The organism is Janibacter sp. Y6 (genome assembly GCF_040900765.1).
Taxonomy (GTDB): Bacteria; Actinomycetota; Actinomycetes; order Actinomycetales; family Dermatophilaceae; genus Marihabitans; species Marihabitans melonis.
In genome coordinates, this window is sequence record NZ_JAKLYZ010000005.1 from 138,793 (window position 1) to 165,260 (window position 26,468).

Sequence of the window (26,468 nt, forward strand, 5' to 3'; positions counted from 1 at the left end):
AGCGTCTGACCATGCGCACCGTCTTCGACGTCAGCGACCCGGCGACCGACGCCTACGACCTGCTCACCTCGGTCGTCGTGCCCCGCCCGATCGCGTGGATCAGCACCGTGGGCGCGGACGGGGTCGGCAACCTCGCACCGCACTCCTTCTTCTCCGTCGCGTGCGCGCGACCGCCGGTCATCAGCTTCACCTCCGTGGGGCGCAAGGACACGCTGCGCAACGTGCTCGCGACCGGCCACTTCGTCGTCAGCGTCGTCGGCGAGGACCAGCGCGACCTGGCGAACGCGAGCAGCGCCCCCTTCGACCCCGAGGCCGACGAGGCGCAGGAGCTCGGCATCGCCCTCGAGCCGAGCGACCTCGTGCCCGTGCCCCGCGTCGCCGGGTCCGCGGCCTCGGTGGAGTGCCGGCTGCACTCGAGCATCAAGCTCGGCGACAGCCATCTCGTGCTCGGCAGCGTCGTCGCGGTCACCGTGCGCACCGACGCCCTCGAGGACGGGCGCCCGACGATGGAGGCGCTGCGGCCGATGTCGCGCCTGGGCCGCGACGAGTGGGGCCTGCCGCCCGAGGTCATCCGGCTCGAGCGTCCCGGCAGCGCCTGAGCCCGCTCAGGTGCCGGTCTGGCAGACCGTGCACCAGTAGAGCTTGCGACCGGCGAGGTCGCGCATGCTCACCGGTGTGCCGCACGCCCGGCAGGGCTCGCCGGTGCGCCGGTAGACGTACGAGGTGCGCTCGGTGAGGTGAGGGGTCTCCCCCTTCGCCATCGCCTCCTCGACGACCTCGACCTGGTCCTCGCGGGTGACGATCCGCCCGGTGACGACGCCGAGCGGCATGAGGCGGCGCAGGTCCGCCCAGATCGCGTCCCACGTGTCGCGGGCCAGGGCGCGACCGGGTGTCGCCGGGTCGACGCGGTGACGGAAGAGGACCTCGCAGCGGTAGACGTTGCCGATCCCCGCGACGACGGACTGGTCCATGAGGAGCGCGGCGACCTCCTTGCGCGAGCGGGTGACCCGCTCCCACCCGCGCTCGCCCGAGTCCTCGCGAAGGGGGTCCGGCCCGAGCCGGTCGCGGATGCCCGCCTCCTCCTCCGGCGTGATGACGGCGCACACCATCGGGCCGCGCAGGTCGGCGACGTGGCCCTCGCCCTCGATGCGGCAGCGCACCTGCCCGACGACCGGCTTCTCGCCGACGAAGGCGACCTCGTCGATGGTGAAGGTGCCGATGAGACCGAGGTGCACGTGGAGCACCCGCGGCTCGGGCGACCCCGGGGGCTCGACCTCGACGAAGAGCTGCTTGCCGTGCGATCGGGCCTCGCGCACCACTCCCCCGTCGAGCAGCTCGGCGCCCGCGGCGAAGCGGCCCTGCGGTGAGCTGACCTGGACCTCGCTGCCGGCGAAGGCGGCGTCGAGCGCGCCGGCGATGCGCGCCAGGGTGTGCCCCTCGGGCACCTCAGCCGGCCTTCTTCTTCGGCGCCGACTTCTTGGCGGTGCTCTTGCTGGTGGTGGTCTTGGCAGCGGTCTTCTTCGCCGGGGCCTTCTTCGCGGCACTCTTCTTCGCGGTCGTCTTCTTCGCCGTGGTCTTCTTCGCGCCGGAGCCCTTCGCGCCCGACTCGCTGCTGTCCTTCGACCCGCCGTCGGAGCCCGTGGCCGACGATGACTCGCCGCGCCGGGTCTTGGCCCGCTCGACCGACTTCGCGAGCGCCGCGAGCAGGTCGACGACCTCGCCCCCTTCGTCCTCCTCCTCGGGGGCGGCCTTGACCTCGCCACCCTCGACCTTGGCCCGGACCAGCTCCTTGACGGCGAGCGCGTAGTCGTCCTCGTAGTCGTCGGGCTCGAAGTCGTCGGCGAGCTGGTCGATGAGGACCTGCGCCATCGACATCTCCTTCTCGGTGGCCTTCTCGTCCGCGCCGAGGTCGCCGAAGGCCCCGGCGTCGCGCACCTCGTCCGGCCACAGCATCGTCTGCATGACGATCATGCCCTCGCGCACGCGGAGCACGGCGAGGGTCATCCGGGTGCGGATCGCGACCGTCGCGACGGCCATGCGGTCCTCGCCCTCGAGCGCGTCGCGCAGCAGGACGTAGGGCTTGACCGCGGACTTGTCGGGCTCGAGGTAGTACGTCTTGTCGAAGTAGATGGGGTCGATCTGGTCGCTCGGCACGAACTTCTCGACGCTGATCTCCTTGCTGCTGCGCGTCGGCAGGTCGGCGAAGTCCTCGTCGGTGAGGACGACCATCTCGCCGTCCTCGGTCTCGTACCCCTTCGCGATGTCGTCGTAGGCGACCTCGTCGCCGTCGATGCTGCAGACGCGCTTGTAGCGGATGCGCCCGCCGTCGGCGACGTGCACCTGACGGAACTGCACGTCGTGGTTCTCGGTCGCGGAGTACAGCCGCACGGGGACGTTGACCAGCCCGAAGGAGACCGCACCCTTCCAGATCGCTCGCATGGGTCCAGCATGCCCTCCCGGGCCGCCTCGAGGTCACGATCGCGTCACCGCGATGGCGAAGGGGGAGCCACGCACCCCGTCGTCCGCCTAGCATCCGGCGAGCCCTCGTCGGCCCACCCCCTCCACACGAAACGGATGCTCCATGCCCCGCCACCTCCGCAGCGCCGCCGCCGGCCTGCTCGCCGCCGCCGCCGCTCTCGCCACCGCGGGCAGCGCGACCGCGGCCCCTGTCGTCCCCGGTGCACCCCGCGTGGCTGGGGGCTCTGCGTCGGCCTCGATCGCCGGCATCCCCTCGAGCTGCTGGGCTTTCGCGTCCTACCTCCAGGACGACCGCATGTACTCGGAGATGGGTCTGAGCGGGAGCCGTGTGCGCTTCGCCTTCCCCGAGACGGAGTCGGGCCGCCTCAGCTACGTGCCGATCGCCCAGGTCGTCCGCACGAGCCAGGAGACCCGGACGGGAATCCGGCTCGAGGGCTACGCGGTGAGCCCCGGTGGCACGGTCCAGCACGTCGTGCGCGACTGGTCCGACGGGGGCGTCATGCGCACGACGCGTCGCACCGTCCTCAGCGGCTGGTCGAAGGCCCGGGCGCTCTCCGCCGGCTCGGGCGTCGTGTACGCCGTCATCGGCGACAAGCTGCGACGCTACGACGTCTCGAGCACCGGCTCGCTCGTCGACGGGACGACGCTCTCCACGGCCTTCGGCGACGTGCAGACGATCGCCCTGTCGGCGTGGTCGAGCTACGGCGACACCCTCGTCGCCTCCACCTCCAGCGGCAGCCTCGAGCGGGTCAAGACCTCCTTCGCCAAGGACACCGCGACCCGCACGGTGATGCGCCCCTCCGGCTTCGCCGGCTTCAAGGCGGTCTCGACCGGCAACTGCGGCGGTACGGGTGAGGCCATGCTCGGCATCTCGGCTGCGGGCAAGATCTACGCCTACTACGACCGCGACGGGTTCCTCAAGGATGGCTACCAGCCGAGCGGGCGTCTCGCGAGCACGCAGATCGCCGACGTGCCGACCTACAGCAACTGACGCGACCAGCCGGCACGAACGGGTCGAGGTGATCCGCGGCGACCTCGTCGGCGTGGATCGCCTCGACCCGTGCTGGGTCAGCTCGGCAGGCGCGGCGGCGGGGTCCGGTAGGTCGCCGGGGTCCGCGACAGCGTGATCGGGTGGGCCACGGTGGGCATCGGCGCCCGACCGGGCTCGGTGACCTCGTGGACCGGCGCCAGGCCGAGCCGGTCGGCGAGCGCGAAGGCCTGACCGAGGTCGTTGATCGGCCCGCACGGCACTCCGAGCTGCGAGAGCACCTCGAACCAGTGGTCCGCGGGCTGCTCGCGCAGCACGTCCTCGAGCTCGGCCACGAGCACCTGGCGGTGGGCGACGCGGTCGCTGTTGCGCGCGAAGCGCTCGTCCTGCGCGAGAGCCGGGCGGCCCACCCCCTTCGCCAGCAGCCCGAAGAGCTTGTCGTTCGCCGCTGCGACGGCGAGCGGGCGGTCCGCGGTCCGCAGGACCTCGTACGGCGCGATGCTCGGGTGGACGTTGCCCATCGCCTGCGGCACCTGGCCGGTGACCGCGTGCGCGGAGGACTGGTTGACCATCGCCGAGAGCAGCGAGGACAGCAGGTTGACCTCGACCCGCTGGCCCTCACCCGTGCGGTCACGGTGCCGCAGCGCCGCGAGGATGCCGGTCACCGCGTGCAGCCCGGTGATGACGTCGACGAGCGCGACACCCACCTTCGTCGGGCCCGACTCGGGCGACCCGGTGACCGACATGAGCCCGCCGACCGCCTGCACGACGAGGTCGTACCCGGGCAGGTGAGCACCCTCGCCGGAGCCGAAGCCGGTGACGGAGCACACGACGAGACCGGGGTGACGGGCGAGCAGCTCGTCGGGCCCCAGACCCAGGCGGTCCATCGTGCCGGCGCGGAAGTTGTCGACGACGACGTCGCAGCTCGCGACGAGCGCCAGCGCCTCCTCCCGGCCCTGGGAGCTGCCGAGGTCGACCGCCCGTGACTCCTTGTTGCGGTTGACCGACAGGAAGTACGTCGACTCCCCCTCGTCGGACCACGGCGGGCCCCACGAGCGGGTCTCGTCGCCCACCCCGGGGCGCTCGACCTTGACGACCTCGGCCCCGAGGTCGGCGAGGAGCATCGTCGCGTACGGCGCGGCGAGCACCCGGCCGAAGTCGGCGACGCGGACCCCCGCGAGGGCCCCGGGGGCGAGCTCGTCGGTCACCGGAAGGCTGCCTCGCCGGTGAGCGCCCGGCCGATGATCAGCTGGTGCACCTCGCTCGTGCCCTCGTAGGTGAGGACCGACTCGAGGTTGTTCGCGTGCCGCATCACCGGGTGCTCGAGGGTGATGCCGGCGGCGCCGAGGATCGTGCGCGCCTCGCGGGCGATGGCGATCGCCTCGCGCACGTTGTTGAGCTTGCCGAGAGAGACCTGCTCGTGGCGCAGCTGGCCCTCGTCCTTGAGCCGCCCGAGGTGCAGGGCGAGGAGCATGCCCTTGCCGAGCTCGAGGGTCATGTCGGCGAGCTTGGCCTGGGTCAGCTGGTAGGCCGAGAGGGGGCGGTCGAAGATCGACCGGTCCGCGCTGTAGGTCAAGGCCGACTCGAGGCAGTCGCGCGCCGCACCCAGCGAGCCGAAGACGATGCCGAAGCGGGCCTCGTTGAGGCAGGACAGCGGCCCCGACAGCCCGGTCACCTCCGGCAGCACGGCGTCGGCGGGCAGACGGACCCCTTCGAGCACGAGCTCGGAGGTGACGCTCGCCCGCAGCGAGACCTTGCGCTTGATCTCCGGCGCGCTGAAACCGGGGGTGTCGGTCGGCACGACGAAGCCGCGGATCGTGCCCTCGGCCTGCGCCCACACGACGGCGACGTCGGCGATCGACCCGTTGGTGATCCACATCTTCGCGCCGTCGAGGACCCAGTCGTCCCCGTCGCGCACGGCCCTCGTGCGCATGCCGCCGGGGTCGGACCCGAAGTCGGGCTCGGTGAGGCCGAAGCAGCCGATGGCCTCGCCGGAGGCCATCCGCGGAAGCCACTGCTCCTTCTGCTCCTGCGACCCGTGCTTCCAGATGGCGTACATCGCCAGCGAGCCCTGCACGGAGACGAGGGAGCGCAGCCCCGAGTCCCCCGCCTCGAGCTCCATGCACGCGAGGCCGTACGCGGTCGCGCTCGTGCCGGCGCAGCCGTAGCCCTCGAGGTGCATGCCGAGCACCCCGAGCGAGCCCAGCTCGCGGGCGAGGTCACGGGCGGGGATCTGCCCCGACTCGAACCAGCCCGCGATCTCCGGGCGGATCCGGTCGTCGACGAAGCGGCGCACCGTGTCACGGATGTCGCGCTCCTCCTCGACGATGAGGTGGTCGGTCCCGAAGAGCCCGAGGGGGGTCTGGGCGCGGGTGCTCACTGGTGGTGCTCCTTCGTCTGGGTCACGGCGGTCAGCTCTTGTCCTCGAGCGCGCGCTCCGAGCCGTCGTGCAGCGGGATCGGGCCGGTCTCGCTCATCGTCTTCGGGTCGATCTCCTTCGCGGCCGGGTGGACCTTCACGAGCTCGTCCTTCTTGTCGACCATGAGCGAGGTGAGGGCGCACGCCATGTTGGCGGGCATGTCCTCGCGCACGACGAGCACGTTCGGCACGGCGATCGTCGGGACGTCCTCGTCGAGCTCGTAGGTGGCGGCGGGGATCGTCGCCTCCTCGTAGACCTCGTTGACGGCCTGCATGTCCTTGAGCTGGTCGGTCACGTCGATGAACTTCACCTTGTCACCCATCGAGGTGAAGAGGTCGGTGACGGCGGGGGTCGGCAGACCGCCGGACCACACGAGGCCGTCGATCGAGCCGTCCTTCATGCCGTCGACGGTCTTCGTGAGGTCGAGGCGCTGGCGCTTGACGTCGCCGAGGTCGAGACCGGCGGTCTCGATGAGGCGGTTGGCGATGACCTCGGTGCCCGACTTGGGCGAGCCGGTCGAGATGCGCTTGCCCTTGAAGTCCTCGACGGAGTCGATGCCCGAGGACTCGCTGACCACGACGTGGGTGTAGTTGGAGTAGATCCGACCGAGGGTGCGGATGCTCTGCTTCTCCTTGAAGTCGCCCTTGCCGTTGACGGCGTCGGCGGCGGAGTCGGCGAGCGAGAAGCCGATGTCGTAGTCGCCGGCGACGACCTGCTCGATGTTCTGCACGGAGGCGCCGGTCTCGGCCGAGGTGGCCCGCAGCTCGGTCTCGTCGTTGACGAGCTTGGCCAGCCCGCCGCCGACCACGTAGTAGACGCCGGTGGAGTTGCCGGTGGCGATGTTCAGACGGCCCTGGCCCGCGTCGCAGCTCGACTCGTCCGCGCCGTTGGAGGCGCTGCGGTCCTGCTGGCCTCCGCACGAGCTGAGCAGCAGGGCGGCGACGGCGGCGGCGCCGGTGATGGTGGTGATGCGCATGTCAGGACTTCTCTCTGTTGGGTGATCGACGGTGATCGGGTGTCGGGAGGTTCAGGTGGCCGGAGTCGGCTCGTCGGCGCGGTCGCCGGTCGGGGCCGGTCGGCCCCTGCCGGATCGGATCCGCACGACGTGGATGACGAGGGCCAGGGCGAGCAGCGCGAAGCCGATGGCGATGGAGAGCGGCACGAGGTAGAGCAGCAGCAGGGCCGCCGGCACGCACAGGGCCCGCTCGAGCTTCGTCGTCGGCCCGAGCACCCAGCCCGTGGTGGCGATGGCGAGCGCCGCGACCGCGCACCCGGCGACGACGAAGGCCCACGCGATGTCGAGGAGGTCGCCCTCGGCGATGAGCAGCGCGCCGTTGTCGGTGACGACGAAGGCCATCGGGGCGAGGAAGGCCGGGAGCGTGTACTTGCAGGCCTGCATCATCGTGGGGATGACGCGTCCTCCGGTGATGGCCGCCGAGGCGACCGCCGCCAGGGCTGTCGGCGGCGACACCTCCGACAGGACCGCGTAGTAGAAGATGAACATCGCGACCTGAGGGGCCTCGACGCCGAGCGTGATGAGCGCCGGCCCGATGATCACCCAGCTGAGGATGAAGGACGCCGTCACCGGCACCGCGAGACCCAGCACGAGGATCGCGACCGCCGAGAAGAGCGCCGACAGGACGATGAGCGAGGCCTGGTTGAAGGACAGCGCGTCCGCAGCGGCGACGAGCAGCTCCGAGAGGATCTGGCCGAGCCCGGTCTTGGCGATGACCGAGGTGATGACGCCCGCCGCGGCGCAGACCGCGATGACCGGCAGCGCCGAGCGGATGCCCGAGCTGAGGGCCATGAAGAGGCGGGTCGCGTAGTCGCGCAGCGAGACGCCGAGCGGCATGCGCTCGAGCTCCTCGTCGTAGTCGTCGAAGCCGGTGACGACGCGACGACGCGACAGGACGGCCTCGGCGAGCCCGAAGAGGGCGGCGACGCCGGTCGCGTACACGACCGCCTTGAAGGGCGGGACGTCGATGGCGAGGAAGAAGACGATGACGCCGAGGCTGACGAAGTGGTAGCCGGAGCGGGCGAGGAGGCGAAGGGGGTTGCCGATGGCCAGCTCGACCCGGCGGGCGCCGAAGCGCCGGGCGTCGATCTCGACGGCGAGGAAGATGCCGAGGTAGTACAGCAGGGTCGGGACGATCGCCCAGATGAGGACTTCGACGTAGGGGACGCTGAGGTACTCGGCGATGATGAAGGCCGCGGCGCCCATCGTCGGCGGCGAGAGGATCGCGCCGATCCCGGAGGCGGCGAGCATGCCACCGGCGGCCTCACGGGGGTAGCCGGCCCGCTTGAGGATCGGCCAGGCGAAGGAGCCGAGGGTCACGGCGGTCGCCGTGCCCGACCCGGAGACCGTGCCGAGCAGGAAGCCCGAGGTCGCGACGGTGCGGCCGGGGGCCGAGCCGGAGCGGCGGAAGAGCGAGAAGCTGAACTCGACGAAGAAGCGTCCGGCGCCCATCTTGTCGATGACCGCGCCGTAGATCGTGAAGAGCACGATGTAGGTGGCGGCCACGTCGAGCGGGACCCCGAAGAAGCCCGAGGCCTCGTTGTAGAGCGCGTTGACGATCTGGGAGAGGTCGAGGCCGAGGTGGCTGATCCGCCAGTCGACGGGCAGGAAGCCCCCGTAGTACGCGTAGGCGAAGAAGGCGACGCAGACCGCGGGCAGGACGAGGCCGGTCGTGCGGCGGGTGGCCTCGAGCACGAGGATCATGAGCAGGGCGCCGGCCACCACGTCGAGCGTGACGAGCGAGCCCTGGCGGTCGAGGAAGCCCTTGTACCCGCCGAAGCCGATCTCCGACAGCGGGATGGGCAGGACCGGGTAGAGGGCGACGAGGAGGGCGACCGCGGCGAGGACCCAGTCGACGGCACCCGGGTTGTCGGAGCGGTCCGTGGCCCCCGGCGTGCGTGCCGCCCCGGGGTCGACGTCGCTGCCCTCGGCCCGCCCGCGCATGCGGTAGGTGAGGAAGACCAGCGGCAGGGTCAGCCCGAGGAACCACACGAGGTAGTACTGGCTGCCCAGCTCGAGCGGTGCGAAGACCTGACGGATGACGAAGATCGCGACGCCGAAGCACCACAGGACGACGAGGCGCTCCAGCCCCCGGGACAGGGTCCGGGAGGGCTTCTCCTCGTCGTACTCGGCGGTGAGTGCAGCGACGTCGGGGGTGCCCGGCTCGGGATCCCGACTCGTGGTAGACGACGTTGTCATGCCCGGTACCGTAGGAGCGAGCCAGGTCGGGTCATCTCGCCGGCCGCGAGACTTTACACAGATCTGACCTTCGTCACCAGGGGCTGGGCACGCCCGACCAGGGGGTGCGGGGAGCGCGAGGAGGCGCCATGAGGGTCCTGCTCGTCGAGGACGACGACCGGGTGGTCGCGGCCCTCACCCCCGCCCTGCGCCGGGCCAACCTCGACGTGCGTCGCGCGCCCACCGCCGCTCGGGCCCTCGAGGCCGTGGGCGAGGCGGACCTCGTCCTGCTCGACATGGGCCTGCCCGACCAGGACGGGCTCGTCCTGTGCCGTCACCTGCGCGAGACCACCGACATCCCGATCATCGCGGTGACGGCCCGACGCGACGAGGCCACGGTGGTCAACGCGCTGCGCGCCGGGGTCGACGACTACGTCACCAAGCCCTACCGCCTCGCCGAGCTCATGGCCCGCATCGACGCCGTCATGCGGCGCTCGCTCGTCCACCTCCCCGACCCCGTCGAGCAGGTCGGCGAGATCCGCCTCGACCACGGCTCGCGGCAGGTGTGGGTCGGCGAGCAGGAGATCCGCCTCACCCGCAAGGAGTTCGACCTGCTGCGGATGCTCGTCCAGGCCGAGGGCGCGGCGGTCACCCGCGAGGCCCTCATGTCCTCGATCTGGGAGACCGCGTGGGTGGGTGCGTCCCGCACCCTCGACGTGCACGTCTCCGCCCTTCGCTCCAAGCTGGGCTGCCCGGCGATGATCGAGACGGTCCGCGGCGTCGGGTACCGCATCGCGGCGAAGGGGTGAGCCGTGCGGCGACGGATGCTCATCGTCTCGCTCGTGCTCGTCGGCGCGATGCTCGTCGCGCTCATGACCCCGCTCGTCGTCACCCACGCCGCCGAGCGCACCCAGGACCTCTTCGCCGAGCGGCTCGGTGACGCGACGCGCTTCGCCGTCGTCGCCGAGGATGCGCTCGAGGAGGACACCTTCACCGGGCTGTCGGCCGACCTGCAGCGCTACACCGAGGTCTACGGCGGCTCGGTCGTCGTCGTCAACGCCAACCGCGAGGTCGTCGCCGGGCCGGTCCCGGTGGCGACGACCCCCGGGTGCGGGCCGCGACCGCCGAGGCGCTCGACGGCGCCGGAGCCCAGCCCCCGCCGACCGCCTGGCCCTGGCGGGAGGACTCCATCGTCATCGGCTCCCCCGTCGGCCGCGACTCGCAGGTCCTCGGAGCGGTCGTCCTGTCGGCACCGACGCAGGGCGTGCACGAGGACCTCTCGCGCGGCATGACGTGGCTGGCCGTCCTCGGCCTGGTCACCCTGCTCCTCACGAGCTACGGGGTCGTCATCCCCTTCGTCGGCTGGGTCCTGCGGCCGGTGCGGCGGCTCGACGAGGCCGCCGTGCGCCTCTCCGACGGGGACCTCACCTCGCGGGCCACCGAGGACGGTCCGCCCGAGCTGCGCCACCTCGCGCGCTCCTTCAACGTCATGGTCGACAGCGTCGAGGCCTCGCAGCGCCAGCAGCGCGAGCTCGTCGCCGACGCCGCGCACCAGCTCGGCAACCCGCTCACCGCGCTGCGGCTGCGCGCGGAGGGGCTCGCAGAGGAGGGCGCCGAGCCGGGCTCCGTCGGGCTCGTCCTCGAGGAGGCCGACCGGCTGAGCGCCACGGTCGAGTCGTTGCTGCACCTCAGCCAGGTCGGCGCTGTCCCCGTCACCCCGGCGCCCCTCGACGTGGCCCAGGTCGTGCGCGGGCGGTGCGAGATGTGGGCGCCGGTCTTCGACCCCTTCGACGTCGACGTGCCCGCGCAGGCCCTCGCGCTCGCCACGCCCGAGGTCCTCGACGTGGCTCTCGACGCGCTCCTGGACAACGCGGCGAAGTTCGCCCCCGGATCTCTCGTCCGCGTCGCCGTCGACGAGGTGAGCGACCCGGAGGGCCGGTGGGTGCGCGTCAGCGTGCGCGACCACGGCGCCGGGCTGCACCCGGAGGACGTGCCGAAGGTGGGGGCCCGCTTCTTCCGCGGGCGCACCCACCAGAACGTCGCGGGCACCGGTCTGGGTCTCGCGATCGTCCAGGCGCGGCTGGCCGACGTCGGCGGCCGGATGCACGTCACCGCGCCCGAGAGCGGAGGCCTCTCGGTCGTGCTGCTCCTGCGGGCTGCGCCCTAGGCGCGCTGCTCGCGGAAGTAGCGGGCCGCACCGGGGTGCAGGGGCAGGGGCGAGGTGAAGATCGCGGCGCCGACGTTCGGCTGGGGGACCCCCGGTGCGATGCGGTCGATCGCGGCCTGGTCCTCGAAGACGACGCGGGTGATGGCGTATGCGAGCGCCTCGTCGAGACCGGGCCGCACGACGAGGTAGTTCTTGACGCTCACCGTCTCGACGGCGGGCACGTCGTACGTGGAGGCGGGCACCCCGCCCGGGGTGAACTCCGCGCCGTAGCGCCGCGACAGGGGGCGGACGAGGTCCCCGAGGTCGACGAGGCGGATGTCGCGGCGCTCGGAGAGCTCGACGACCGCGGTGTTCGGCAGCCCGCTGACGAAGAAGAAGGCGTCGATCTCGCCCTGGGCGAGCGCGTCCACCGACGGCTGCAGGCTCTCCTCGACGGGGTCGAGGTCGTCCTCGCGCAGCCCGACCGACGACATGAGCCGCCACGCGACGACGCGGGTGCCCGACCCCGGCGCCCCGATGCTCACCCGGCGGCCGCGCAGGTCGCGCAGCTCGCTGATCGAGGAGCCGGCGCGCACGACGAGGTGGACGAAGCTGTCGTAGGTCCGGGCGAGGGCGGCGAGGTCGAGCGGCTCGTCGGTGCTGCCACGTCCGGCGATCGCGTCGGCCGCGACGTCGCCGAGCGAGAAGCCGAGGTCGGCCCGTCCGCGGTGCACCTCGCGCAGGTTGGTCACCGAGGCGTCCGTGCGCAGGGTGCGCACCGACACGCTGGGCAGGCGGCGGTGGAGCACCTCGGCGAGGGCCTCGCCGTACAGGTCGAAGACCCCACGGCGGTTGCCGGTCGCGATGGTGACGCTCGTCGCCGCGACCTCCTGCCACGAGGGCCCGAGGCACCCGGCGGTCGTCCCGGGCAGGAGCACCCCCCCGAGTCCGGCGAGCACAACGCGACGAGCCGGGAGCCCCGACGTCTCGCCCGCACCCGCACGCACCATGGCGCCAGCATCTCACCGGCCGTGCGGCACGATGACGACATGCGTCCGATGCTCGCCGTCACCGCCGACCACGTGCCCCGGGGTGCGGCGTGGGTGCACGAGGTGAAGTGGGACGGCATGCGGGTGCTCGTCGACGTCCACGACGGGCACCTCACCCTGCGCTCGCGGACCGAGCGCGACGTGACGACCGCCTACCCCGAGCTCACCGGGCTGGCCGACCTCTACGACGACCTGCTCCTCGACGGCGAGGTCGTCGCGCTGCGTGACGGCGTCCCCTCCTTCGCCGCGCTCGCCGACCGGATGCACGTGAGCTCCGCCCGCCGGGCCGAGCAGCTCGCCGCCGCCGCACCGGTGACCTTCATGGCCTTCGACCTGCTGCGCGTGCTCGGTCAGGACATCACCACCCAGCCGTGGAGCGCGCGTCGCGCGCTGCTTGAGCAGCTCGACATCGACACCGCCCGGTGGCAGGTCCCCCCGGTCTTCGACGACGGCGAGCAGCTCCTCGCCGCGACCGCGGAGCAGGGGCTCGAGGGCATCGTCAGCAAGCGACGCGACGCGCCATATGTCGCCGCCCGCCGCTCGTCGGACTGGCAGAAGATGCCGCACCGGCGCACGACCTCGGTCGTCGTCGGCGGGTGGCGGCCGGAGACGTCGGGCGCCGACCGTCTCGGCGCGGTCCTCGTCGGCGTGCCCGGCCCGGAGGGCCTGCACTTCGCAGGGAGGGTCGGGTCCGGCCTCGGCGGGCGGGCAGGCGACCGGCTGCGCGAGCTGCTCGACCCGCTCGCGACGGCTGGGTCCCCCTTCGCCGAGGAGCTGCCGCGGCTCGACGCCCGCGGGGCACGCTGGGTGACCCCGCGGGTCGTCGTCGACGTCGCCTCGCTCGGCCACACCGACGGCGGCCGGCTGCGCCAGCCCGCCTTCCAGCGCGTGCGACCCGACCTCGACCCGGAGGATCTCGATGCCTGACCCGCAGGTGACCCGTGTCGAGGTCGAGGGCCGCACCCTGCGGCTCACCTCGCTCGACAAGGTCATGTACCCGGCGACCGAGACGACGAAGGGGGAGGTCCTCGCCTACTACGCGCAGGTCGCCCCGGTCCTCCTGCCGCACCTCGCCGACCGGCCGGTGACCCGCGTGCGCTGGCCGCACGGCACCGGAGACGCGTCCTTCTTCGAGAAGAACGTGCCCTCGGGTGCGCCCAGCTGGCTGCCGCGGGTGCAGGTCGACGACGTCACGTACCCCCTCGTGCCCGACCAGGCGACCCTCACCTACCTCGTCAACCTCAACGCGCTCGAGCTCCACGTGCCGCAGTGGACCGTCGTCGACGGCGAGCCGCAGCACCCGAACAGGCTCGTCATCGACCTCGACCCGGGCCCGCCCGCCGGGCTGCACGAGTGCGCGCGCGCGGCGCTCGTCGTCCGGGAGCGGCTGGAGCGCCTGGGGATGGAGCTCTACCCGGTCACCTCCGGGAGCAAGGGGATGCAGCTGTACGCCGGGCTGGGCGGCGACCTCAGCTCGGCGCAGGTGCGAGACCTTGCCCAGCAGCTCGCGCAAGAGCTGACCGGCGAGCACCCGGACCTGCTGCTGTGGCGGATGACGAAGACGCTGCGCCCGGGCAAGGTCTTCCTCGACTGGAGCCAGAACGTCGCCGCGAAGACGACGATCAGCCCGTACTCCATGCGTGGCCGCGACGACCCGTGGGTCGCCGCCCCGCGGACGTGGGAGGAGGTCGAGGAGGGCGCCGAGGACCCCGAGGCTCTGCGCCAGCTGGAGACCCACGAGGTGCTCGAGCGCCTCGACCGCGACGGCGACCTCCTCGAGGACCTGCTGGGCTGAGCCGCTCGGTGGTCGAGGTGCGACGAAGGAGCCTCGAGACCACGACGTCGGCAGACGGTCTCGAGGCTCAGGCCCTGGGGGCCTTCGCACCTCGACCAGCAAGAGGCTCGGGCCGCGGCGGCCTTCGCACCTCGACCAGCAAGGGCGCTCAGATGCGGGGGCAGCCGCCGCAGGGGTGCATGGCGGGCAGGGCGTAGAGCAGGCAGCACGACTCGCGTCGGGGCAGCGGGCCGCCGAGCAGGCGGTGCAGCGCTCCGCGCCACATGTCGCGACCCATCCCGAGGCGCTGACGAGAGGACATGCGGTGCGCCGCAGGGAAGGCCGTCGCGATCTCGGCCGCGGCGACGAGGTAGCCGGCCTGCGCACGGCGGACCCGCTCCCCCAGGTCCGCGACCTCGGCGGATTCCCCCTTCGCCACCCGCACCGCGAGGGGGTAGCCGAAGGTGGGCTCGAGCCGGACGGCCCAGCGGGAGGGGTCGGCGTCGAGGACCCAGGTGCCGCGCACGGCGGCCGTGGCGACGACCTGCGCGAGGGGGTCGAGGTGGTGCTGCAGGACGAAGGCCGACGGCATCCCGGGCGGGGCGACGCCGGACTGCGACCGGGTGATCTCGGCGTAGCGCTCGACCCACCGCCGGGTGAGGTCCGGGTCGTGCAGGGGCGCGTCGAGGGGCAACCAGCCCGGCCCCCGGGCCGCCGGCCCGTCGGGGACGACGTCGAGATAGGCGAGGTGGCCCCGCAACGACAGCAGACCGGCGGCGAAGTCGTGCTCCGCGCCGGTCCGCTGCTGCTGATGGGTCAGCTGGTGGCCTTCTCGTAGGCCTCCTTGACCTCCGCGCTGATCCGTCCGCGCTCGCTGACCTCGTAGCCGTTGGCCCGGGCCCACTCGCGGATCTCGCTGGTGCCGCTGCTGCTCCTCGAGCCGCTGTCGCTGCTCTTGCGACGGGTGCTGCGACGCCCGCCCGAGCGGCGACCGGCGCCGACGTAGGCCGCCATCGCGTCACGCAGGGCGGCGGCGTTGCGCTCGTTGAGGTCGATCTCGTAGGTCGCCCCGTCGAGACCGAAGGTCACGGTCTCGTCGGCGGGACCGCCGTCGATGTCGTCCTCGAGGATGACTTGGACTCGCTGAGCCATGGAATTCCACCGATCATTCTCGTGCGTCAGCGCCCGAACGAGCGCCGACCATTTATGTGGGGCACGAGCAATGTATTACCGATGGGGTCGAAAAGCCACTTCCCGACAAAGGTGCAGGTGGGAGCGTTCAGGCTTTCGGGTCGTCCGTGGACGCATTTGTCGAATTGTCGCCGGACGACGCCGAGCCGTCCGCCGAAATAGACCCGTCGTCCTCGGGACGCTCCTGAAGGTCCTGCGCCGAGCCGGCCTCGGGCTCCGCGCCCCGCGCCACCGAGCCGCGGTTGGGGTCGTTGCGCTCGTGCTCCTTGCGCCACGACGCGAGCGCCTTCCGCTCACGGCGGTCGGCCTCGATCATGTACCGGATGATCCAGTAGAAGAGGAATGCCACCCCAACGGTCGGCAGGAGCGTCGCGACATAGGGCGAGATCGCGTCGAGCATCACGCCTCCGGCTTCAGGTGCGGGAAGAGCAGGGTCTCGCGGATCGAGGCCCCGGTGAAGAACATCACCATGCGGTCGATGCCGATCCCGATACCGCCCATCGGCGGGGCGCCGTACTCGAGCGCGCGCAGGAAGTCCTCGTCGAGCTGCATCGCCTCGGGGTCGCCCGCGGCGGCTGCGAGCGACTGCGCGGTGAGCACCTCGCGCTGCACGACCGGGTCGACGAGCTCGGTGAAGCCGGTGCCGCGCTCGACCCCGGCGATGATGAGGTCCCACGCGTGGATGAGCCGCGGGTCGTCGTCGTGGCGACGGGCCAGCGGCTGCGCCTCCGCCGGGTAGTCGTGGACGAAGGTCGGCGCGAGGATGCCCGGCTCGACGATCTCGCCGAAGAGCTCGATGACGACCTTGCCCGCCGGCCACGCCGGGTCGATCTCGACGTCGTGCTCGGCGGCGATCGCGACGAGCTCGGCGAGCGGGGTGTCGGGGGTGATCTCGCGGCCGACGGCCTCGCCGAGGGCCGGGTAGACCGCCAGCCAGCGCCACTCGCCGTCGAGGTCGACGACCCCCTTCGGCGTCTCGACCTGACGCGAGCCCAGGGCGTCGGCCACGGCGAGGTAGATCCGGCGGGTGAGCTCGGCGACCGTGCGCTGGTCGCCGTAGGCCTCGTACGCCTCGAGCATCGTGAACTCCGGGCTGTGCGTGGAGTCGACGCCCTCGTTGCGGAAGATCCGGCCCATCTCGTAGACCCGGTCGACCCCGCCGACGACGGCCTTCTTGAGGTTGAGCTCGAGCGCGATGCGCAACGACATGTCCTGGTCGAAGGCATTCATGTGCGTGCCGAAGGGGCGAGCGGCGGCACCGCCGTGGACGAGCTGGAGCACCGGGGTCTCGACCTCGACGAAGCCGTCGGCGTCGAGGGTGGCCCGGACCGCGCGCAGGACGGTGGCCTTGGTGCGCACGACGTCACGGGCCTCCTGGCGCACGACGAGGTCGGCGTAGCGCTGGCGCACGCGGGCCTCCTCGGAGAGCTCCTTGTGCAGCACCGGCAGCGGGCGCAGCGCCTTGCTCGCCATCGCCCAGCTCGTCGCCATGACCGACAGCTCGCCTCGACGGCTGCGGATGACGCGACCGGTGACGGCGACGTGGTCGCCGAGGTCGACGTCGGACTTCCAGGCGGCGAGCGCGTCCTCGCCCACCTCGGCGAGCGAGAGCATGACCTGGAGGCGGTCGCCGACGCCCTCCTGGAGCGAGGCGAAGGCGAGCTTGCCGGTGGTGCGCACGAACATCACGCGCCCGACGACGGTGACGACGTCCTGGGTCTCCTCGCCGGTCTCGAGGTGGGCGTAGCCCTCGACGACCTCGCGCAGGGAGTGGGTCCGGCCCACGCTCACGGGGTAGGGGGCGACACCCTGGGCCAGGAGCCGGTCGCGCTTGTCCCGGCGGACCCGCATCTGCTCGGGGAGGTCGACGTCGGGAGCGGGTGCAGCGGGGGTGTCGGTCACCCCCCGAGGATATCGAAGGGAGAACCGCCTCCCGTCGCCCGCCCGGTCGGGCTAGGCGCCGGCCCCGGGGCCGTGCGGGTGCGGGCGCGCAGTGACGGCGGAGGTCGACAGCCCGAAGCCGTCGGGCACGTCACCCGGGTCGTGCTCGACCTCGACGACCCGGTTGTCGGCGTCGACGAAGACGACCTGCGGCTCGAAGGTGCGCGCCTCCTCGTCGTCCATCGCCGCGTACGCGATGACGATGACGACGTCGCCGGGCGCGACGAGACGGGCGGCGGCGCCGTTGATGCACAGGATGCCGCTGCCGCGCTCGCCCTCGATGGCGTAGGTCGTCAGGCGGTTGCCGTTGTCGACGTCGACGACGTCGACCTGCTGGCCCGGCAGCAGGTCGGCCGCGTCCATGAGGTCGCGGTCGATCGTCAGGGAGCCGACGTAGTGCAGGTCGGCCTGGGTGACGGTGGCGCGGTGGATCTTGCTGTGGAGCATGAAGCGCTGCACGGGGAGGTCCTTCGTCGTCGGGCGGGGCTCGTGGCGGCGGTGCGGGTCGGTCAGACGGCGGCGGCTGCGCTCGCGGTGTCGCTGAAGACCTGCCGCGCTCCCCCACCGGGACCGACGAGCACGGGGGTGTTGTCGATGAGCCGGGTCGTGCCGACGCGGGCAGCCACCGCCAGCAGCGCCTCGCCGTGGTACCACTCGGGCACGTCCTGCAGGGTCGTCGGGTGGACGAGCACGAGGTAGTCGACGAGCGCGAGCGGCTCGGCGACGAGAACCTCGCGCGCGGCGCGGCGGATGGCGGACGGCCCCTCCTCGGCGCGCTGGGCGCCCTCGTGCAGGGCACGTGACAGGGCGAGGGCGACCTCGCGGTCGGTGTCGGTGAGGTAGGTGTTGCGGCTGCTCAGGGCCAGTCCGTCGGCCTCACGGACCGTGGGCACCGAGACGACCCGCGCCGGGAAGTCGATGTCACGCACCATGCGGCGGATGAGGAGCAGCTGCTGGGCGTCCTTCTGCCCGAAGTAGAAGCTGTCACCGCCGGTGAGGTGCATGAGCTTGGCGACGACGGTGAGCATGCCGTCGAAGTGGCCGGGGCGGGCCTGGCCCTCGAGGACGTCGCCGAGGGGGCCGGCGGAGATGCGCACGCCGGGGTCGCCGTCGGGGTAGATGACGTCGGGGGTGGGGGCGAAGACGACGTCGACCCCTTCGGCACGGCAGATCTGCATGTCGTCGTCGAAGGTGCGCGGGTACTTCGACAGGTCTTCCTTCGGCCCGAACTGGAGGGGGTTCAAGAAGATCGTCACGACGACGTGCTCGGCCTCGCGCCGCGCCTCACGGATGAGGGTCGCGTGCCCCTCGTGGAGGGCGCCCATCGTCATGACGACGGCGGTCTGCCCGGTGAGGGCGACCCGCGCGGTGCGCAGCTCGTCGCGGGTGCGGGCGACGACCGGTGCGGCGGTCATGGGTTCTCCTCGGGGTCGGGGGAGGTGACCGCGCGCTCGGTGCGGTCGAGGATCGGGCGGGCGAGGTCGGGGCGCAGCCGCCCGACCCGCTGGGCACGACGGGCGGTCGCGCTGGCGTGAGCGGCGTAGGCCGGCCGGATGTCGGGAGCGAGGTCGGCGAGCACCCTCAGGTGCGTCTCGACGGTGCCCACGTCGCCGCGGGCGACGGGGCCGGTGAGCGCGGAGTCGCCCGAGGCGAGGGCGCCGTCGAGGCTGGCCTGCAGGAGCGGGCGCAGCAGCCGCTCCCCGTTGGAGATGCCGGCCTCGGCGAGGATCTCGCGGGCCTGCGCGACGAGGGTGACGAGGTGGTTGCTGCCGTGCGCGAGAGCCGCGTGGTAGAGCGGCCGGGCCTCCTCGGGCACCCACACCGGCTCGCCACCCATCTCCATGACGAGGGCCTCGGCGACGGCGCGCAGCGGCTCAGGGGTGGTGATCCCGAAGCACGCCTCGTGCAGCCGCGCGAGGTCGAGCGAGGTGCCGGTGAAGGTCATCGCCGGGTGCAGGGCGAGGGGCACGACGCCCATCTGCGTCGCCGGGGCGAAGGGGGCGATGCCGTGGGCACCCGAGGTGTGGGCGGCGATCTGCCCGGGGCGCCAGACCCCGGTGGCCGCGAGCCCGGTGACGAGACCGGCGAGGGCGTCGTCGGGCACGGCGAGCAGGACGAGGTCGCCCGCGGCGACGACCTCCTCGACCGGCAGGACCGGCACGTCGGGCAGGAGCAGCTCGGCGCGCTCACGACTGGCCTCGCTCACGGCGCTCACCGCGACGACGCGGTGCCCGGCGGAGGCGAGCGCGGCGCCGAGGACGGCGCCGACGCGTCCGGCGCCGACGACGCCGACCCGCAACCAGGGGCGCGGGTGCTGCATCGGGTCGGGTGCCATCACGGGCAGACGGTACCCGCCGGGCCGGGCCTAGGCTGATCGCGCATGAGCACCTGGGCCCGCGCGTGGCACGACGCGCTGTACGGCGAGGGCGGCTTCTACCGCCGCGCGGAGGGACCGTCCGGGCACTTCGAGACCGCGACCCACGGGCCGGTGGGGCGAGCCCTCGCGACGACCTTTCTCGGCCTGGCGCGTGACGCCGGCGCGCACGCGGTCGTCGACGTCGGCGCCGGCCGCGGCGAGCTGCTGCACGCCCTGCGCGAGGCGGGCCACGAGGGACCGCTCGTCGGGGTCGACGTCGTCGAGCGCCCGGCAGGCCTCGACCCGTCATCGGGGTGGGTCCGCTCCCCCGGTGGCGCCGCGCTGCCGAGCGCCCGTCACGTCGAGGAGTCCCTGGGGGCACCCCTCGACGGCGCACTGGTCGTCGCGCACGAGTGGCTCGACGTCGTGCCGTGCGTCGTCGCCCAGGTCGACGACGAGGGCCGCCTGCGCGAGGTGCACGTCGGTCCCGACGGCGCCGAGACCCTCGGCGAGGACGTCGGGGCGGACGACCTCGCCTGGGCGCAGCGGTGGTGGCCGGCCCGCGAGCCCGGTCAGCGCGTCGAGGTCGGACGAGCCCGTGACGACGCCTGGTCGGGGATGCTCGACGCCTGGCGGCCCCGAGCGGCGGTCGCCGTCGACTACGGCCACGTCCGCACCCAGCGCCCCGAGTCGGGCACCCTCTCGGGGTACCGCGACGGCGCGGTGACCGCTCCGACGCCGGACGGCTCCTGCGACGTCACCGCTCACGTGGCCGTCGACTCCCTGCGCCATGACGAGCTCGTCATGGGCGCCGACGCCGTGCGCCGGTGGGGGCCCTCGGCCGCCTCGCCGGAGCACGACCTGGCGCGGCGGGACCCCGTCGGCTACCTCGACGCGCTCGCCCGGGCCAGCGCCGCCGGAGCCCTGCTCGGCCCGCCCTACGGCGACTTCTGGTGGGTCGTCGCGCGGGGCTGACTCCCCCTTCGCCCCCCCTTCGACAAGCTGCTGCAGGCAGCACCTCGTCGCGCGTGCCGCAGCTCGTGCTGCTGCCCGCGCGACGAGGTGCTGCTGGGTCAGGCGCCGGTCGAGGCGGGCGGCAGCTCGCGGGCGCCGTAGCGCTCTGCCCCGACGCCCGCGGCGACGACGCACGCGACCCCGACGACGGCGAGCGGGTGCGGCACCTGGTGCAGCACGACGAGCCCGATGACGACCGCGATGGCGGGCTCGACGCTCATGAGCGTGCCGAAGGCTGCCGTCGTCAGGCGGCGCAGGGCGAGCATCTCGAGCGCGAAGGGGACGACCGGCACGAGGAGCGCCAGGCCGATCCCCACGACGGCGAGCTGCCAGGTGAGGTGCTCGACCGTCGACGGCGCGGCGACGAGCGTCGAGAAGAGCCCGGCGACGGGGAGCGCGATCGCCAGCCCGGTCACCCCGCCGACGAGGTCGCCGACCCGCTGGCTGAGCATGATGTAGGCCGCCCAGCAGCAGGCCGCGGCGAGCGCGAGGCCGACCCCGACGAGGTCGACGTCGCCGGCCCATGGCCGGGTGAGCAGCAGCACGCCGAGCGCGGCGACGAGTGCCCAGGCCCGGGCCGGTCCCCGACCCCGCACGACGGCCACGCCGAGCGGGCCGAGGAACTCCAGCGCGCTCGCGGTGCCCATCGGCAGCCGGGTGAGCGCCGCCATGAAGAGCATGGTGATGCCGGCGATGACCACCCCGAAGGTGATGCACGCGCGCCATGCCTCGCCGCTCAGGCCGCGCAGCCGCGGGCGCAGGACGACGAGCATGATCGGGCCGGCCCACACGAGACGCAGCCAGGCCGCGCCGAGGGCCCCGACGTCGTGGGAGAGGTCGACAGCCAGCGCGACACCGACCTGGACGCTGAGCATCGCGGCGAGCGCCATGAGCGCGCCCTGGCGGGACGAGGTCGCCTGCGTGGCGGGGGCCGGACGGGTGGCGGTGTCGGTCATGACTCGAAGTGAAGCGCGCACCGACCGTCCGCGTCCACGTGAGATGGCTGGACATACCGTTCGTCGATCCGTGACGATCGGGCCATGGACCTGCGCCGGCTCGAGCTGCTCGTCGACCTCTCGCGCCTGGGCTCGATGCGCGCGGTGGCGCACGAGCACGCGACGACGACGTCGACCGTCTCGCAGCAGCTCGCCGCCCTCGCCCGGGACGTCGACGCCACGCTGCTCGAGCCCGACGGCCGGCGGGTGCGCCTCACGCCCGCAGGGCGCCGTCTCGCCGAGCGGGCGGTGCGCATCCTCGCCGAGGTCGAGTCGGCCCGCAGCGAGCTCGACCCGCACGCCGAGCCGACGGGCACGGTGCGGGTCGGCGGCTTCGGGTCGGCCCTGCGCCGCACCGCCCTGCCCGCCGTCGAGGCGCTGCGCGAGAGCGCACCGGGCCTGCGCTTCGAGCTCACGGAGTGCGAGCCGCCCGAGGCCTACGAGCTGCTGCTCCACGACGACCTCGACCTCGCGCTCACCTACGACTACCAGGTGGCCCCGGCGAGCGTGCCGACCCGGCTCGTCACCCACCCGCTGTGGCAGGCGCGGTGGGGCGTCGCCGTGCCCGCCGCGGACGCGCACCTCGGCCTGGCCGACCTCGGCGACCGGGCGTGGATCACCAACTCGCGCAACACCGCCGACGAGATCGCCGTCCGATTCCTCGGCGGCCTCGCCGGGATCGCCCCCCGCGTCACCCACCGCATGGACAGCCTCGACCTCGTGTGCGACCTCGTGCGCGACGGCCACGGCGTCGGGCTGGTCCCGCAGTGGTACCCGCTGCCTGCCGGCGTCGCCCTCGTCATCCTCGACCCACCGGTGAAGATGACCGCGTACGCCGTGCACCAGGAGGGCCGGGACGTATGGCTCCCCCTTCGCACCCTCCTCGACGCCGTCGGCGCCCCCGCACGAGCTGCTGCAGGCAGCACCTCGTAGCGCCAGCAGCACCTCGTGCTGCGGCCGGGCCGACGAGGTGCTGCCAGGTCAGGCGTCGGCGAGGACGAGGCGCTCGAAGCCCCGCAGCACGAAGGTCGGGCGACGCACCGCCTCGACGACCCCGAGGCGCGGGTGGCGCCGCAGCAGCGCGCGCACCGACTGCTGCAGCTCCAGACGCGCGAGCGGCGCCCCGATGCAGAAGTGGATCCCGAGCCCGAAGGCGAGGTGCGGGTTGGGGTCGCGCCGCGGGTCGAAGCGGTCGGGCTCGGCGAAGACCGCCGGGTCGCGGTTGGCCGCGCCGAGCAGCACGTGCACGCGCTCCCCCTCGACCACCGGCCGGCCGTCGATCTCGAGATCGGCGGTGGCCGTGCGCTCGAAGAGATGGAGCGGGCTGTCGTGCCGCAATAGCTCCTCGACGAGCAGGGCGAGAGCGGCGTCGTCCTCGACGTCGACGGCGGGCGAGCCCGCGGTGATCCACGAGTGGATGCCGTTGCTCAGCCCGTTGACGCTCGCCTCGTGGCCGGCGTTGAGCAGGAGCACGACGGTCGCGACGAGCTCGTGCCGGCTCAGCGCGTCACCGGCGTCGCGCGCCTGGACGAGATCGGTGAGCAGGTCCTCACCGGGGTGGCGGGCCCGGTGCGCGGCGAGCTCGTCGACGTACGCGGCGAAGTCCGAGGACGCCCGCAGGGCCTCCGCGCGCGCCTGCTCGCCCGGGTCGACCTCGTACATCGCGACGATGGCCTGGCTCCACGGGCGCAGCAGGTGGCGGTCGGCGTGCGGCCAGTCGAGCAGCTCGGCGATGACCGTCACGGGCAGCGGCTCGGCGACGGCCTCGACGAGGTCGAAGGGGCCCGGGCCGGCCGCGTCGACGAGCTCCTCGGCGATCGCCCGGATCCGCGGCTCGAGCCGGGCGACGTGCCCCCGCCCGAAGGCCCCGGCGACGAGGCGGCGCAGCCGCGTGTGCTTCGGCGGCTCGCTGTCGAGGATCGAGTCGGCGTGCAGCCAGTTGAAGGTCGCCCAGTCCTGCGCCGGCTCGCGGTCGCGGTAGACCCGACCCAGCCGGCGGTCGCGCAGCGCCGCGCTGACCTGCGCGTGGCCGCTCGCGACGTGAGCCTGCAGCCCCTCGTGCCAGACGAAGGGGTCGTGCGCCCGCAGCGCCGCGAGGTGCGGGTAGGGGTCGCGCAGGACCTCGGGGTCGGAGAGGTCGAGGAGCTCGCTCGGCGTCGCCATGGGGGGGGAGCCTGCCACGGCCCCCGCCGCCGCTCGCGACGACCCTCCCGACCCGGCGAAGGGGGCTGCCGAGGTATGGAGATCGGCCGGCACCCACCCCTTCGCGACAGCAGATCGCCATACCTCGGCGAGGGGGCCCGGCGAAGGGGGCTGCCGAGGTATGGAGATCGGCCGGCGCCCACCCCTTCGTGGCGACGGATTGCCATACCTCGGGGATGGGGCCTGGCGAAGGGGGGCCGCTCAGCGCGTCGTCGACGGCACCGGCAGCACCGGGCCGGGCGGGGTGAGCACGCGGGTGAGGGTCTCGGCGATGATCACCTGACCGACCCGTCCGGGGTGCAGGGCGTCGAGGTAGACCCCGCGCGGTGCGCCGACGACCGGGGGCATCGCGGCACCGGCGTCGACGTAGGCGACCCCGTCCTCCTCGGACATCGAGCGCAGCGCCTCTCGGTACCCCGACCACGAGCGGTCGAAGAAGGCGGGCGGCGGCGCGTGCCACGAGACGAGCAGGACCGGGCCCTCGTAACCCATCCGGCGCGACGTCGCGACGATCGTGCGCAGGCTCTCGCGCAGCTCGTCGGGCGTCTGGCCCGCGCGGGCGTCGTTGAAGCCGAGCGGGACGACGAGCAGGTCGGGGTTCATCGACAGCGAGTCGCGGATGTACTCGACGCGCTCGCTCACCGAGCGGGCGGAGATCCCCGAGTGCGACGCGTCGACGACGTGCACGCACCGGTCGCGGTCCCCGCGGAAGGGCGTGAGGTCGGTGACCGTGACGGTGCGGTCCGGGCTGAGGTTGCGCACGGTCCACGTGCGCTCGTCGAGGTCCTGGCTCTGCGAGTGCCACACCCGGCGCTCGTCGACCGGGTCCTGCGTGACGACGCGGCGTCCCGCGAGGGTCTCCTGGCCGTCCGCGGTGATCTCGAGATCACCTCCCGCCGGCCCGGTGCGGTAGCCGACGGCCACCTCGCTCGCGCTCACCCGCCACGACACCGTGGCGCCCGGCCCGAGGACGAGCGCGCGCCCGCCGGGTCCGACGGTGCCGATCTCGCGCACCTGACCCGTCGTGCGGGCGTCGGGCAGGGTCGGCGCCGCGTACCACGCGGGCACGAGCGAGGTCGTGCCGTGGAAGCCGCTGGGCCCGGTCGGGCAGTCGCTCGTCGCGCCCTGCCCGCGCAGCGCGTCCTGGAGCCGCGACACCCAGCGCACCGAGAGGTCCTCGCCGAGCCCGTAGCCCTCGCTCACGGAGTCGCCCATGACGACGACCGTGGCCGGCGCCCGGTCGGCCTCGGCGAGCGCGGTGTACCAGGGCTGCAGGACGGCGGCGTGGGCGACCGTCGCGCCCTCGCGACGCTCCGGCGGACCGGGGGCGGCGACGACGAGGGCCAGCCCGACGGCCGCGAGAGCCCCGGCGAGCAGGGCGCGGGCCGAGCTCACCGAGCCGCGGCGGGCCGGAGGTCCATGACCCGACGATAACCACGCGCCGCTCGTCGCGGCCCCCCGGCACCGGTGGCATGCTCGGCTGCATGCCCACCCCGCCGACCACCGAGCCCCGTGAGGTCACCCTCGGCGTCGGGTCCGCCGTGCACAGCACCGACATGGTGCTCAACATCGGCCCGCAGCACCCGGCGACCCACGGCGTGCTGCGCCTGCGCGTCGTGCTCGACGGCGAGCGGCTGCTGCACGCCGACCCGGTCGTCGGCTACATGCACCGCGGCGCGGAGAAGCTCTTCGAGGTCCGCGACTACCGCCAGATCACCGTGCTCGCCAACCGTCACGACTGGCTCTCCGCCTTCGGCAACGAGCTCGGCGTCGTCATGGGCGTCGAGGCGATGCTCGGCATGGAGGTGCCCGAGCGCGCGGTGTGGGCGCGGACCCTGCTCGCCGAGCTCAACCGCGTGCTCAACCACCTGATGTTCCTCGGCTCCTACCCGCTCGAGCTCGGCGCGATCACCCCGATCTTCTACGCCTTCACCGAGCGCGAGGAGATCCAGGCCGTCATGGAGGAGATCTCCGGCGGGCGCATGCACTACATGTTCAACCGCGTCGGCGGTCTCAAGGAGGACCTCCCGGCCGGCTGGCTCGACCGCGTCGAGGCGGCCGTCGCCGCCGTGCGCGGCCGGCTCCCGCAGCTCGAGGGGCTCCTCGTCGGCAACGAGATCCTCCAGGCCCGCACGAAGGGGGTCGGCGTCCTCTCCCCCGAGCTCGCCTGCGCGTACGGCGTCTCCGGACCCATCGCCCGGGCGAGCGGCGTCGACCTCGACCTGCGTCGTGACGCCCCGTACCTCGCGTACGGCGAGCTCTTCGCGCCCGGTGGGCCCGGCCGGGTCGTCACGCGCACCGACGGCGACTGCCTGGCGCGCCTCGAGGTGCTGCTCGAGCAGACCCACGTGAGCCTCGACCTCGCCCAGGCGTGCGTCGAGCGCCTGCGCGAGCTCCCCGCGGGGCCGGTCAACCAGCGCCTGCCCAAGGTGCTCAAGGTGCCCGAGGGCGAGCGGTACACCGCGACCGAGAACCCCCTGGGCATCAACGGCTACCACCTCGTCAGCCGCGGCGAGAAGACCCCGTGGCGGCTCAAGCTGCGCTCGGCGTCCTTCAACAACGTCCAGGTGCTCTCGCAGCTGCTGCCCGGAGAGCTCGTCGGCGACCTCGTCGCGATCCTCGGGTCGATGTTCTTCGTCGTCGGCGACGTCGACAAGTAGCCGACCGACCTCCTTCCGCCCCGGATGGTGCAGCCGGTAGGTTGTGCCCGACCGAGGGGGAC

The 26,468-nt window shown here is 73.1% G+C and carries 27 protein-coding genes; 10 read left to right on the forward strand and 17 right to left on the reverse strand.

What is annotated here, in order from left to right; translation table 11 throughout:
* The first annotated feature begins 11 nt into the window (after positions 1-11).
* Positions 12-599 (forward strand): flavin reductase family protein, encoded by a 588-nt coding sequence (locus L6241_RS12825; RefSeq protein ID WP_354587544.1) that lies wholly within the window; start codon positions 12-14, stop codon positions 597-599.
* Between the two features lie 6 nt (positions 600-605).
* Here the strand turns inward: L6241_RS12825 and L6241_RS12830 are convergent, their stop codons facing one another.
* The gene (locus L6241_RS12830) at positions 606-1,445 is read right to left on the reverse strand and encodes an Fpg/Nei family DNA glycosylase (protein WP_368246594.1); all 840 of its coding nucleotides are present in this window, start codon (positions 1,443-1,445) and stop codon (positions 606-608) included.
* A gap of 1 nt (position 1,446) precedes the next feature.
* Positions 1,447-2,439, reverse strand: coding sequence for a Ku protein (locus L6241_RS12835; RefSeq protein ID WP_123091291.1), 993 nt, complete (start codon positions 2,437-2,439; stop codon positions 1,447-1,449).
* 142 nt (positions 2,440-2,581) lie between these two features.
* On the opposite strand from L6241_RS12835, the gene L6241_RS12840 reads away from it, so the two are divergent.
* Positions 2,582-3,469, forward strand: a complete 888-nt coding sequence (locus L6241_RS12840) for a hypothetical protein (RefSeq protein ID WP_368246595.1) — start codon at positions 2,582-2,584, stop codon at positions 3,467-3,469.
* Positions 3,470-3,546: 77 nt separating this feature from the next.
* On the opposite strand, the gene L6241_RS12845 is transcribed toward L6241_RS12840, so the two are convergent.
* The 4 genes from L6241_RS12845 to L6241_RS12860 are packed head-to-tail and all read right to left on the reverse strand — an operon-like array spanning position 3,547 to position 9,099.
* Positions 3,547-4,674 (reverse strand): CaiB/BaiF CoA transferase family protein, encoded by a 1,128-nt coding sequence (locus tag L6241_RS12845; RefSeq protein WP_368246596.1) that lies wholly within the window; start codon positions 4,672-4,674, stop codon positions 3,547-3,549.
* Positions 4,671-5,846 (reverse strand): acyl-CoA dehydrogenase family protein, encoded by a 1,176-nt coding sequence (locus L6241_RS12850; RefSeq protein WP_368246597.1) that lies wholly within the window; start codon positions 5,844-5,846, stop codon positions 4,671-4,673. Before L6241_RS12850 ends, L6241_RS12845 begins: the two co-directional genes overlap by 4 nt.
* A 31-nt stretch (positions 5,847-5,877) precedes the next feature.
* Positions 5,878-6,861: a TAXI family TRAP transporter solute-binding subunit gene (locus L6241_RS12855; protein ID WP_368246598.1), complete on the reverse strand. Its 984-nt coding sequence runs from the start codon at positions 6,859-6,861 to the stop codon at positions 5,878-5,880.
* 51 nt (positions 6,862-6,912) lie between these two features.
* Complete coding sequence (locus tag L6241_RS12860) at positions 6,913-9,099, reverse strand: TRAP transporter permease (RefSeq protein ID WP_368246599.1); 2,187 nt, start codon at positions 9,097-9,099, stop codon at positions 6,913-6,915.
* Between the two features lie 128 nt (positions 9,100-9,227).
* Between L6241_RS12860 and L6241_RS12865 the strand changes: the two genes are divergently transcribed.
* From L6241_RS12865 to L6241_RS12875, 3 genes are read left to right on the forward strand one after another with little or no spacing between them, the layout of a single operon-like run.
* On the forward strand, positions 9,228-9,887 hold the full coding sequence (locus tag L6241_RS12865) for a response regulator transcription factor (protein WP_368246600.1): 660 nt from the start codon (positions 9,228-9,230) through the stop codon (positions 9,885-9,887).
* A 3-nt stretch (positions 9,888-9,890) separates the two neighbouring features.
* Positions 9,891-10,370, forward strand: coding sequence for a hypothetical protein (locus L6241_RS12870; RefSeq protein WP_368246601.1), 480 nt, complete (start codon positions 9,891-9,893; stop codon positions 10,368-10,370).
* Entirely contained in the window at positions 10,343-11,245 is a 903-nt protein-coding gene (locus L6241_RS12875) for a sensor histidine kinase (RefSeq protein ID WP_368246602.1), read from the forward strand. The genes L6241_RS12870 and L6241_RS12875 overlap by 28 nt, the downstream gene beginning before the upstream one ends.
* On the opposite strand, the gene L6241_RS12880 is transcribed toward L6241_RS12875, so the two are convergent.
* The gene (locus L6241_RS12880; RefSeq protein WP_368246603.1) at positions 11,242-12,183 is read right to left on the reverse strand and encodes a TAXI family TRAP transporter solute-binding subunit; all 942 of its coding nucleotides are present in this window, start codon (positions 12,181-12,183) and stop codon (positions 11,242-11,244) included. The genes L6241_RS12875 and L6241_RS12880 overlap by 4 nt on opposite strands.
* 90 nt (positions 12,184-12,273) lie before the next feature.
* Here L6241_RS12880 and ligD (L6241_RS12885) point away from each other — a divergent pair, with 90 nt between their 5' ends.
* Together ligD (L6241_RS12885) and ligD (L6241_RS12890) are read left to right on the forward strand one after the other, a co-directional pair.
* Positions 12,274-13,200: a non-homologous end-joining DNA ligase gene (gene ligD, locus L6241_RS12885; RefSeq protein ID WP_368246604.1), complete on the forward strand. Its 927-nt coding sequence runs from the start codon at positions 12,274-12,276 to the stop codon at positions 13,198-13,200.
* Positions 13,193-14,068 (forward strand): non-homologous end-joining DNA ligase, encoded by an 876-nt coding sequence (gene ligD, locus L6241_RS12890; RefSeq protein WP_252975104.1) that lies wholly within the window; start codon positions 13,193-13,195, stop codon positions 14,066-14,068. Before ligD (L6241_RS12885) ends, ligD (L6241_RS12890) begins: the two co-directional genes overlap by 8 nt.
* 148 nt (positions 14,069-14,216) lie before the next feature.
* Here the strand turns inward: ligD (L6241_RS12890) and L6241_RS12895 are convergent, their stop codons facing one another.
* The 7 genes from L6241_RS12895 to L6241_RS12925 form a co-directional block, all read right to left on the reverse strand.
* Positions 14,217-14,807 (reverse strand): (2Fe-2S)-binding protein, encoded by a 591-nt coding sequence (locus L6241_RS12895; protein WP_368246605.1) that lies wholly within the window; start codon positions 14,805-14,807, stop codon positions 14,217-14,219.
* 56 nt (positions 14,808-14,863) lie between these two features.
* Entirely contained in the window at positions 14,864-15,199 is a 336-nt protein-coding gene (locus L6241_RS12900; RefSeq protein WP_252975106.1) for an Lsr2 family protein, read from the reverse strand.
* Positions 15,200-15,326: 127 nt separating this feature from the next.
* Positions 15,327-15,638, reverse strand: a complete 312-nt coding sequence (locus L6241_RS12905; protein ID WP_252975107.1) for a hypothetical protein — start codon at positions 15,636-15,638, stop codon at positions 15,327-15,329.
* Positions 15,638-17,089 (reverse strand): lysine--tRNA ligase, encoded by a 1,452-nt coding sequence (lysS, locus tag L6241_RS12910; protein ID WP_368246668.1) that lies wholly within the window; start codon positions 17,087-17,089, stop codon positions 15,638-15,640. Before lysS ends, L6241_RS12905 begins: the two co-directional genes overlap by 1 nt.
* A 102-nt stretch (positions 17,090-17,191) precedes the next feature.
* The gene (gene panD / locus L6241_RS12915) at positions 17,192-17,638 is read right to left on the reverse strand and encodes an aspartate 1-decarboxylase (RefSeq protein ID WP_123091303.1); all 447 of its coding nucleotides are present in this window, start codon (positions 17,636-17,638) and stop codon (positions 17,192-17,194) included.
* A gap of 50 nt (positions 17,639-17,688) precedes the next feature.
* Positions 17,689-18,594, reverse strand: a complete 906-nt coding sequence (gene panC / locus L6241_RS12920; protein WP_068273034.1) for a pantoate--beta-alanine ligase — start codon at positions 18,592-18,594, stop codon at positions 17,689-17,691.
* Complete coding sequence (locus L6241_RS12925; RefSeq protein WP_368246669.1) at positions 18,591-19,514, reverse strand: Rossmann-like and DUF2520 domain-containing protein; 924 nt, start codon at positions 19,512-19,514, stop codon at positions 18,591-18,593. The genes panC and L6241_RS12925 overlap by 4 nt, the downstream gene beginning before the upstream one ends.
* A gap of 45 nt (positions 19,515-19,559) precedes the next feature.
* On the opposite strand from L6241_RS12925, the gene L6241_RS12930 reads away from it, so the two are divergent.
* Entirely contained in the window at positions 19,560-20,510 is a 951-nt protein-coding gene (locus tag L6241_RS12930; RefSeq protein ID WP_368246606.1) for an SAM-dependent methyltransferase, read from the forward strand.
* A 98-nt stretch (positions 20,511-20,608) separates the two neighbouring features.
* On the opposite strand, the gene L6241_RS12935 is transcribed toward L6241_RS12930, so the two are convergent.
* Positions 20,609-21,505 (reverse strand): DMT family transporter, encoded by an 897-nt coding sequence (locus L6241_RS12935; protein ID WP_368246607.1) that lies wholly within the window; start codon positions 21,503-21,505, stop codon positions 20,609-20,611.
* 84 nt (positions 21,506-21,589) lie between these two features.
* On the opposite strand from L6241_RS12935, the gene L6241_RS12940 reads away from it, so the two are divergent.
* Complete coding sequence (locus L6241_RS12940; RefSeq protein WP_251720702.1) at positions 21,590-22,477, forward strand: LysR family transcriptional regulator; 888 nt, start codon at positions 21,590-21,592, stop codon at positions 22,475-22,477.
* Between the two features lie 48 nt (positions 22,478-22,525).
* On the opposite strand, the gene L6241_RS12945 is transcribed toward L6241_RS12940, so the two are convergent.
* Positions 22,526-23,707, reverse strand: a complete 1,182-nt coding sequence (locus tag L6241_RS12945) for a cytochrome P450 (protein ID WP_368246608.1) — start codon at positions 23,705-23,707, stop codon at positions 22,526-22,528.
* Between the two features lie 240 nt (positions 23,708-23,947).
* Positions 23,948-25,141 (reverse strand): SGNH/GDSL hydrolase family protein, encoded by a 1,194-nt coding sequence (locus L6241_RS12950; RefSeq protein ID WP_368246609.1) that lies wholly within the window; start codon positions 25,139-25,141, stop codon positions 23,948-23,950.
* Between the two features lie 89 nt (positions 25,142-25,230).
* On the opposite strand from L6241_RS12950, the gene L6241_RS12955 reads away from it, so the two are divergent.
* Positions 25,231-26,406, forward strand: a complete 1,176-nt coding sequence (locus L6241_RS12955) for an NADH-quinone oxidoreductase subunit D (protein ID WP_368246610.1) — start codon at positions 25,231-25,233, stop codon at positions 26,404-26,406.
* Positions 26,407-26,468 lie beyond the last annotated feature (62 nt).

What these genes read in the sequence shown, in the direction of transcription:
- L6241_RS12825 (WP_354587544.1), top strand. Translation starts at nt 12, where the DNA reads ATGCGCACCGTCTTCGACGTCAGCGACCCGGCGACCGACGCCTACGAC.
- L6241_RS12835 (WP_123091291.1), bottom strand. Translation starts at nt 2,439, where the DNA reads ATGCGAGCGATCTGGAAGGGTGCGGTCTCCTTCGGGCTGGTCAACGTC.
- L6241_RS12840 (WP_368246595.1), top strand. Translation starts at nt 2,582, where the DNA reads ATGCCCCGCCACCTCCGCAGCGCCGCCGCCGGCCTGCTCGCCGCCGCC.
- L6241_RS12855 (WP_368246598.1), bottom strand. Translation starts at nt 6,861, where the DNA reads ATGCGCATCACCACCATCACCGGCGCCGCCGCCGTCGCCGCCCTGCTG.
- L6241_RS12860 (WP_368246599.1), bottom strand. Translation starts at nt 9,099, where the DNA reads ATGACAACGTCGTCTACCACGAGTCGGGATCCCGAGCCGGGCACCCCC.
- L6241_RS12865 (WP_368246600.1), top strand. Translation starts at nt 9,228, where the DNA reads ATGAGGGTCCTGCTCGTCGAGGACGACGACCGGGTGGTCGCGGCCCTC.
- ligD (WP_368246604.1), top strand. Translation starts at nt 12,274, where the DNA reads ATGCGTCCGATGCTCGCCGTCACCGCCGACCACGTGCCCCGGGGTGCG.
- ligD (WP_252975104.1), top strand. Translation starts at nt 13,193, where the DNA reads ATGCCTGACCCGCAGGTGACCCGTGTCGAGGTCGAGGGCCGCACCCTG.
- L6241_RS12900 (WP_252975106.1), bottom strand. Translation starts at nt 15,199, where the DNA reads ATGGCTCAGCGAGTCCAAGTCATCCTCGAGGACGACATCGACGGCGGT.
- L6241_RS12905 (WP_252975107.1), bottom strand. Translation starts at nt 15,638, where the DNA reads ATGCTCGACGCGATCTCGCCCTATGTCGCGACGCTCCTGCCGACCGTT.
- lysS (WP_368246668.1), bottom strand. Translation starts at nt 17,089, where the DNA reads ATGCGGGTCCGCCGGGACAAGCGCGACCGGCTCCTGGCCCAGGGTGTC.
- panC (WP_068273034.1), bottom strand. Translation starts at nt 18,594, where the DNA reads ATGACCGCCGCACCGGTCGTCGCCCGCACCCGCGACGAGCTGCGCACC.
- L6241_RS12925 (WP_368246669.1), bottom strand. Translation starts at nt 19,514, where the DNA reads ATGGCACCCGACCCGATGCAGCACCCGCGCCCCTGGTTGCGGGTCGGC.
- L6241_RS12930 (WP_368246606.1), top strand. Translation starts at nt 19,560, where the DNA reads ATGAGCACCTGGGCCCGCGCGTGGCACGACGCGCTGTACGGCGAGGGC.
- L6241_RS12935 (WP_368246607.1), bottom strand. Translation starts at nt 21,505, where the DNA reads ATGACCGACACCGCCACCCGTCCGGCCCCCGCCACGCAGGCGACCTCG.
- L6241_RS12940 (WP_251720702.1), top strand. Translation starts at nt 21,590, where the DNA reads ATGGACCTGCGCCGGCTCGAGCTGCTCGTCGACCTCTCGCGCCTGGGC.
- L6241_RS12945 (WP_368246608.1), bottom strand. Translation starts at nt 23,707, where the DNA reads ATGGCGACGCCGAGCGAGCTCCTCGACCTCTCCGACCCCGAGGTCCTG.
- L6241_RS12955 (WP_368246610.1), top strand. Translation starts at nt 25,231, where the DNA reads ATGCCCACCCCGCCGACCACCGAGCCCCGTGAGGTCACCCTCGGCGTC.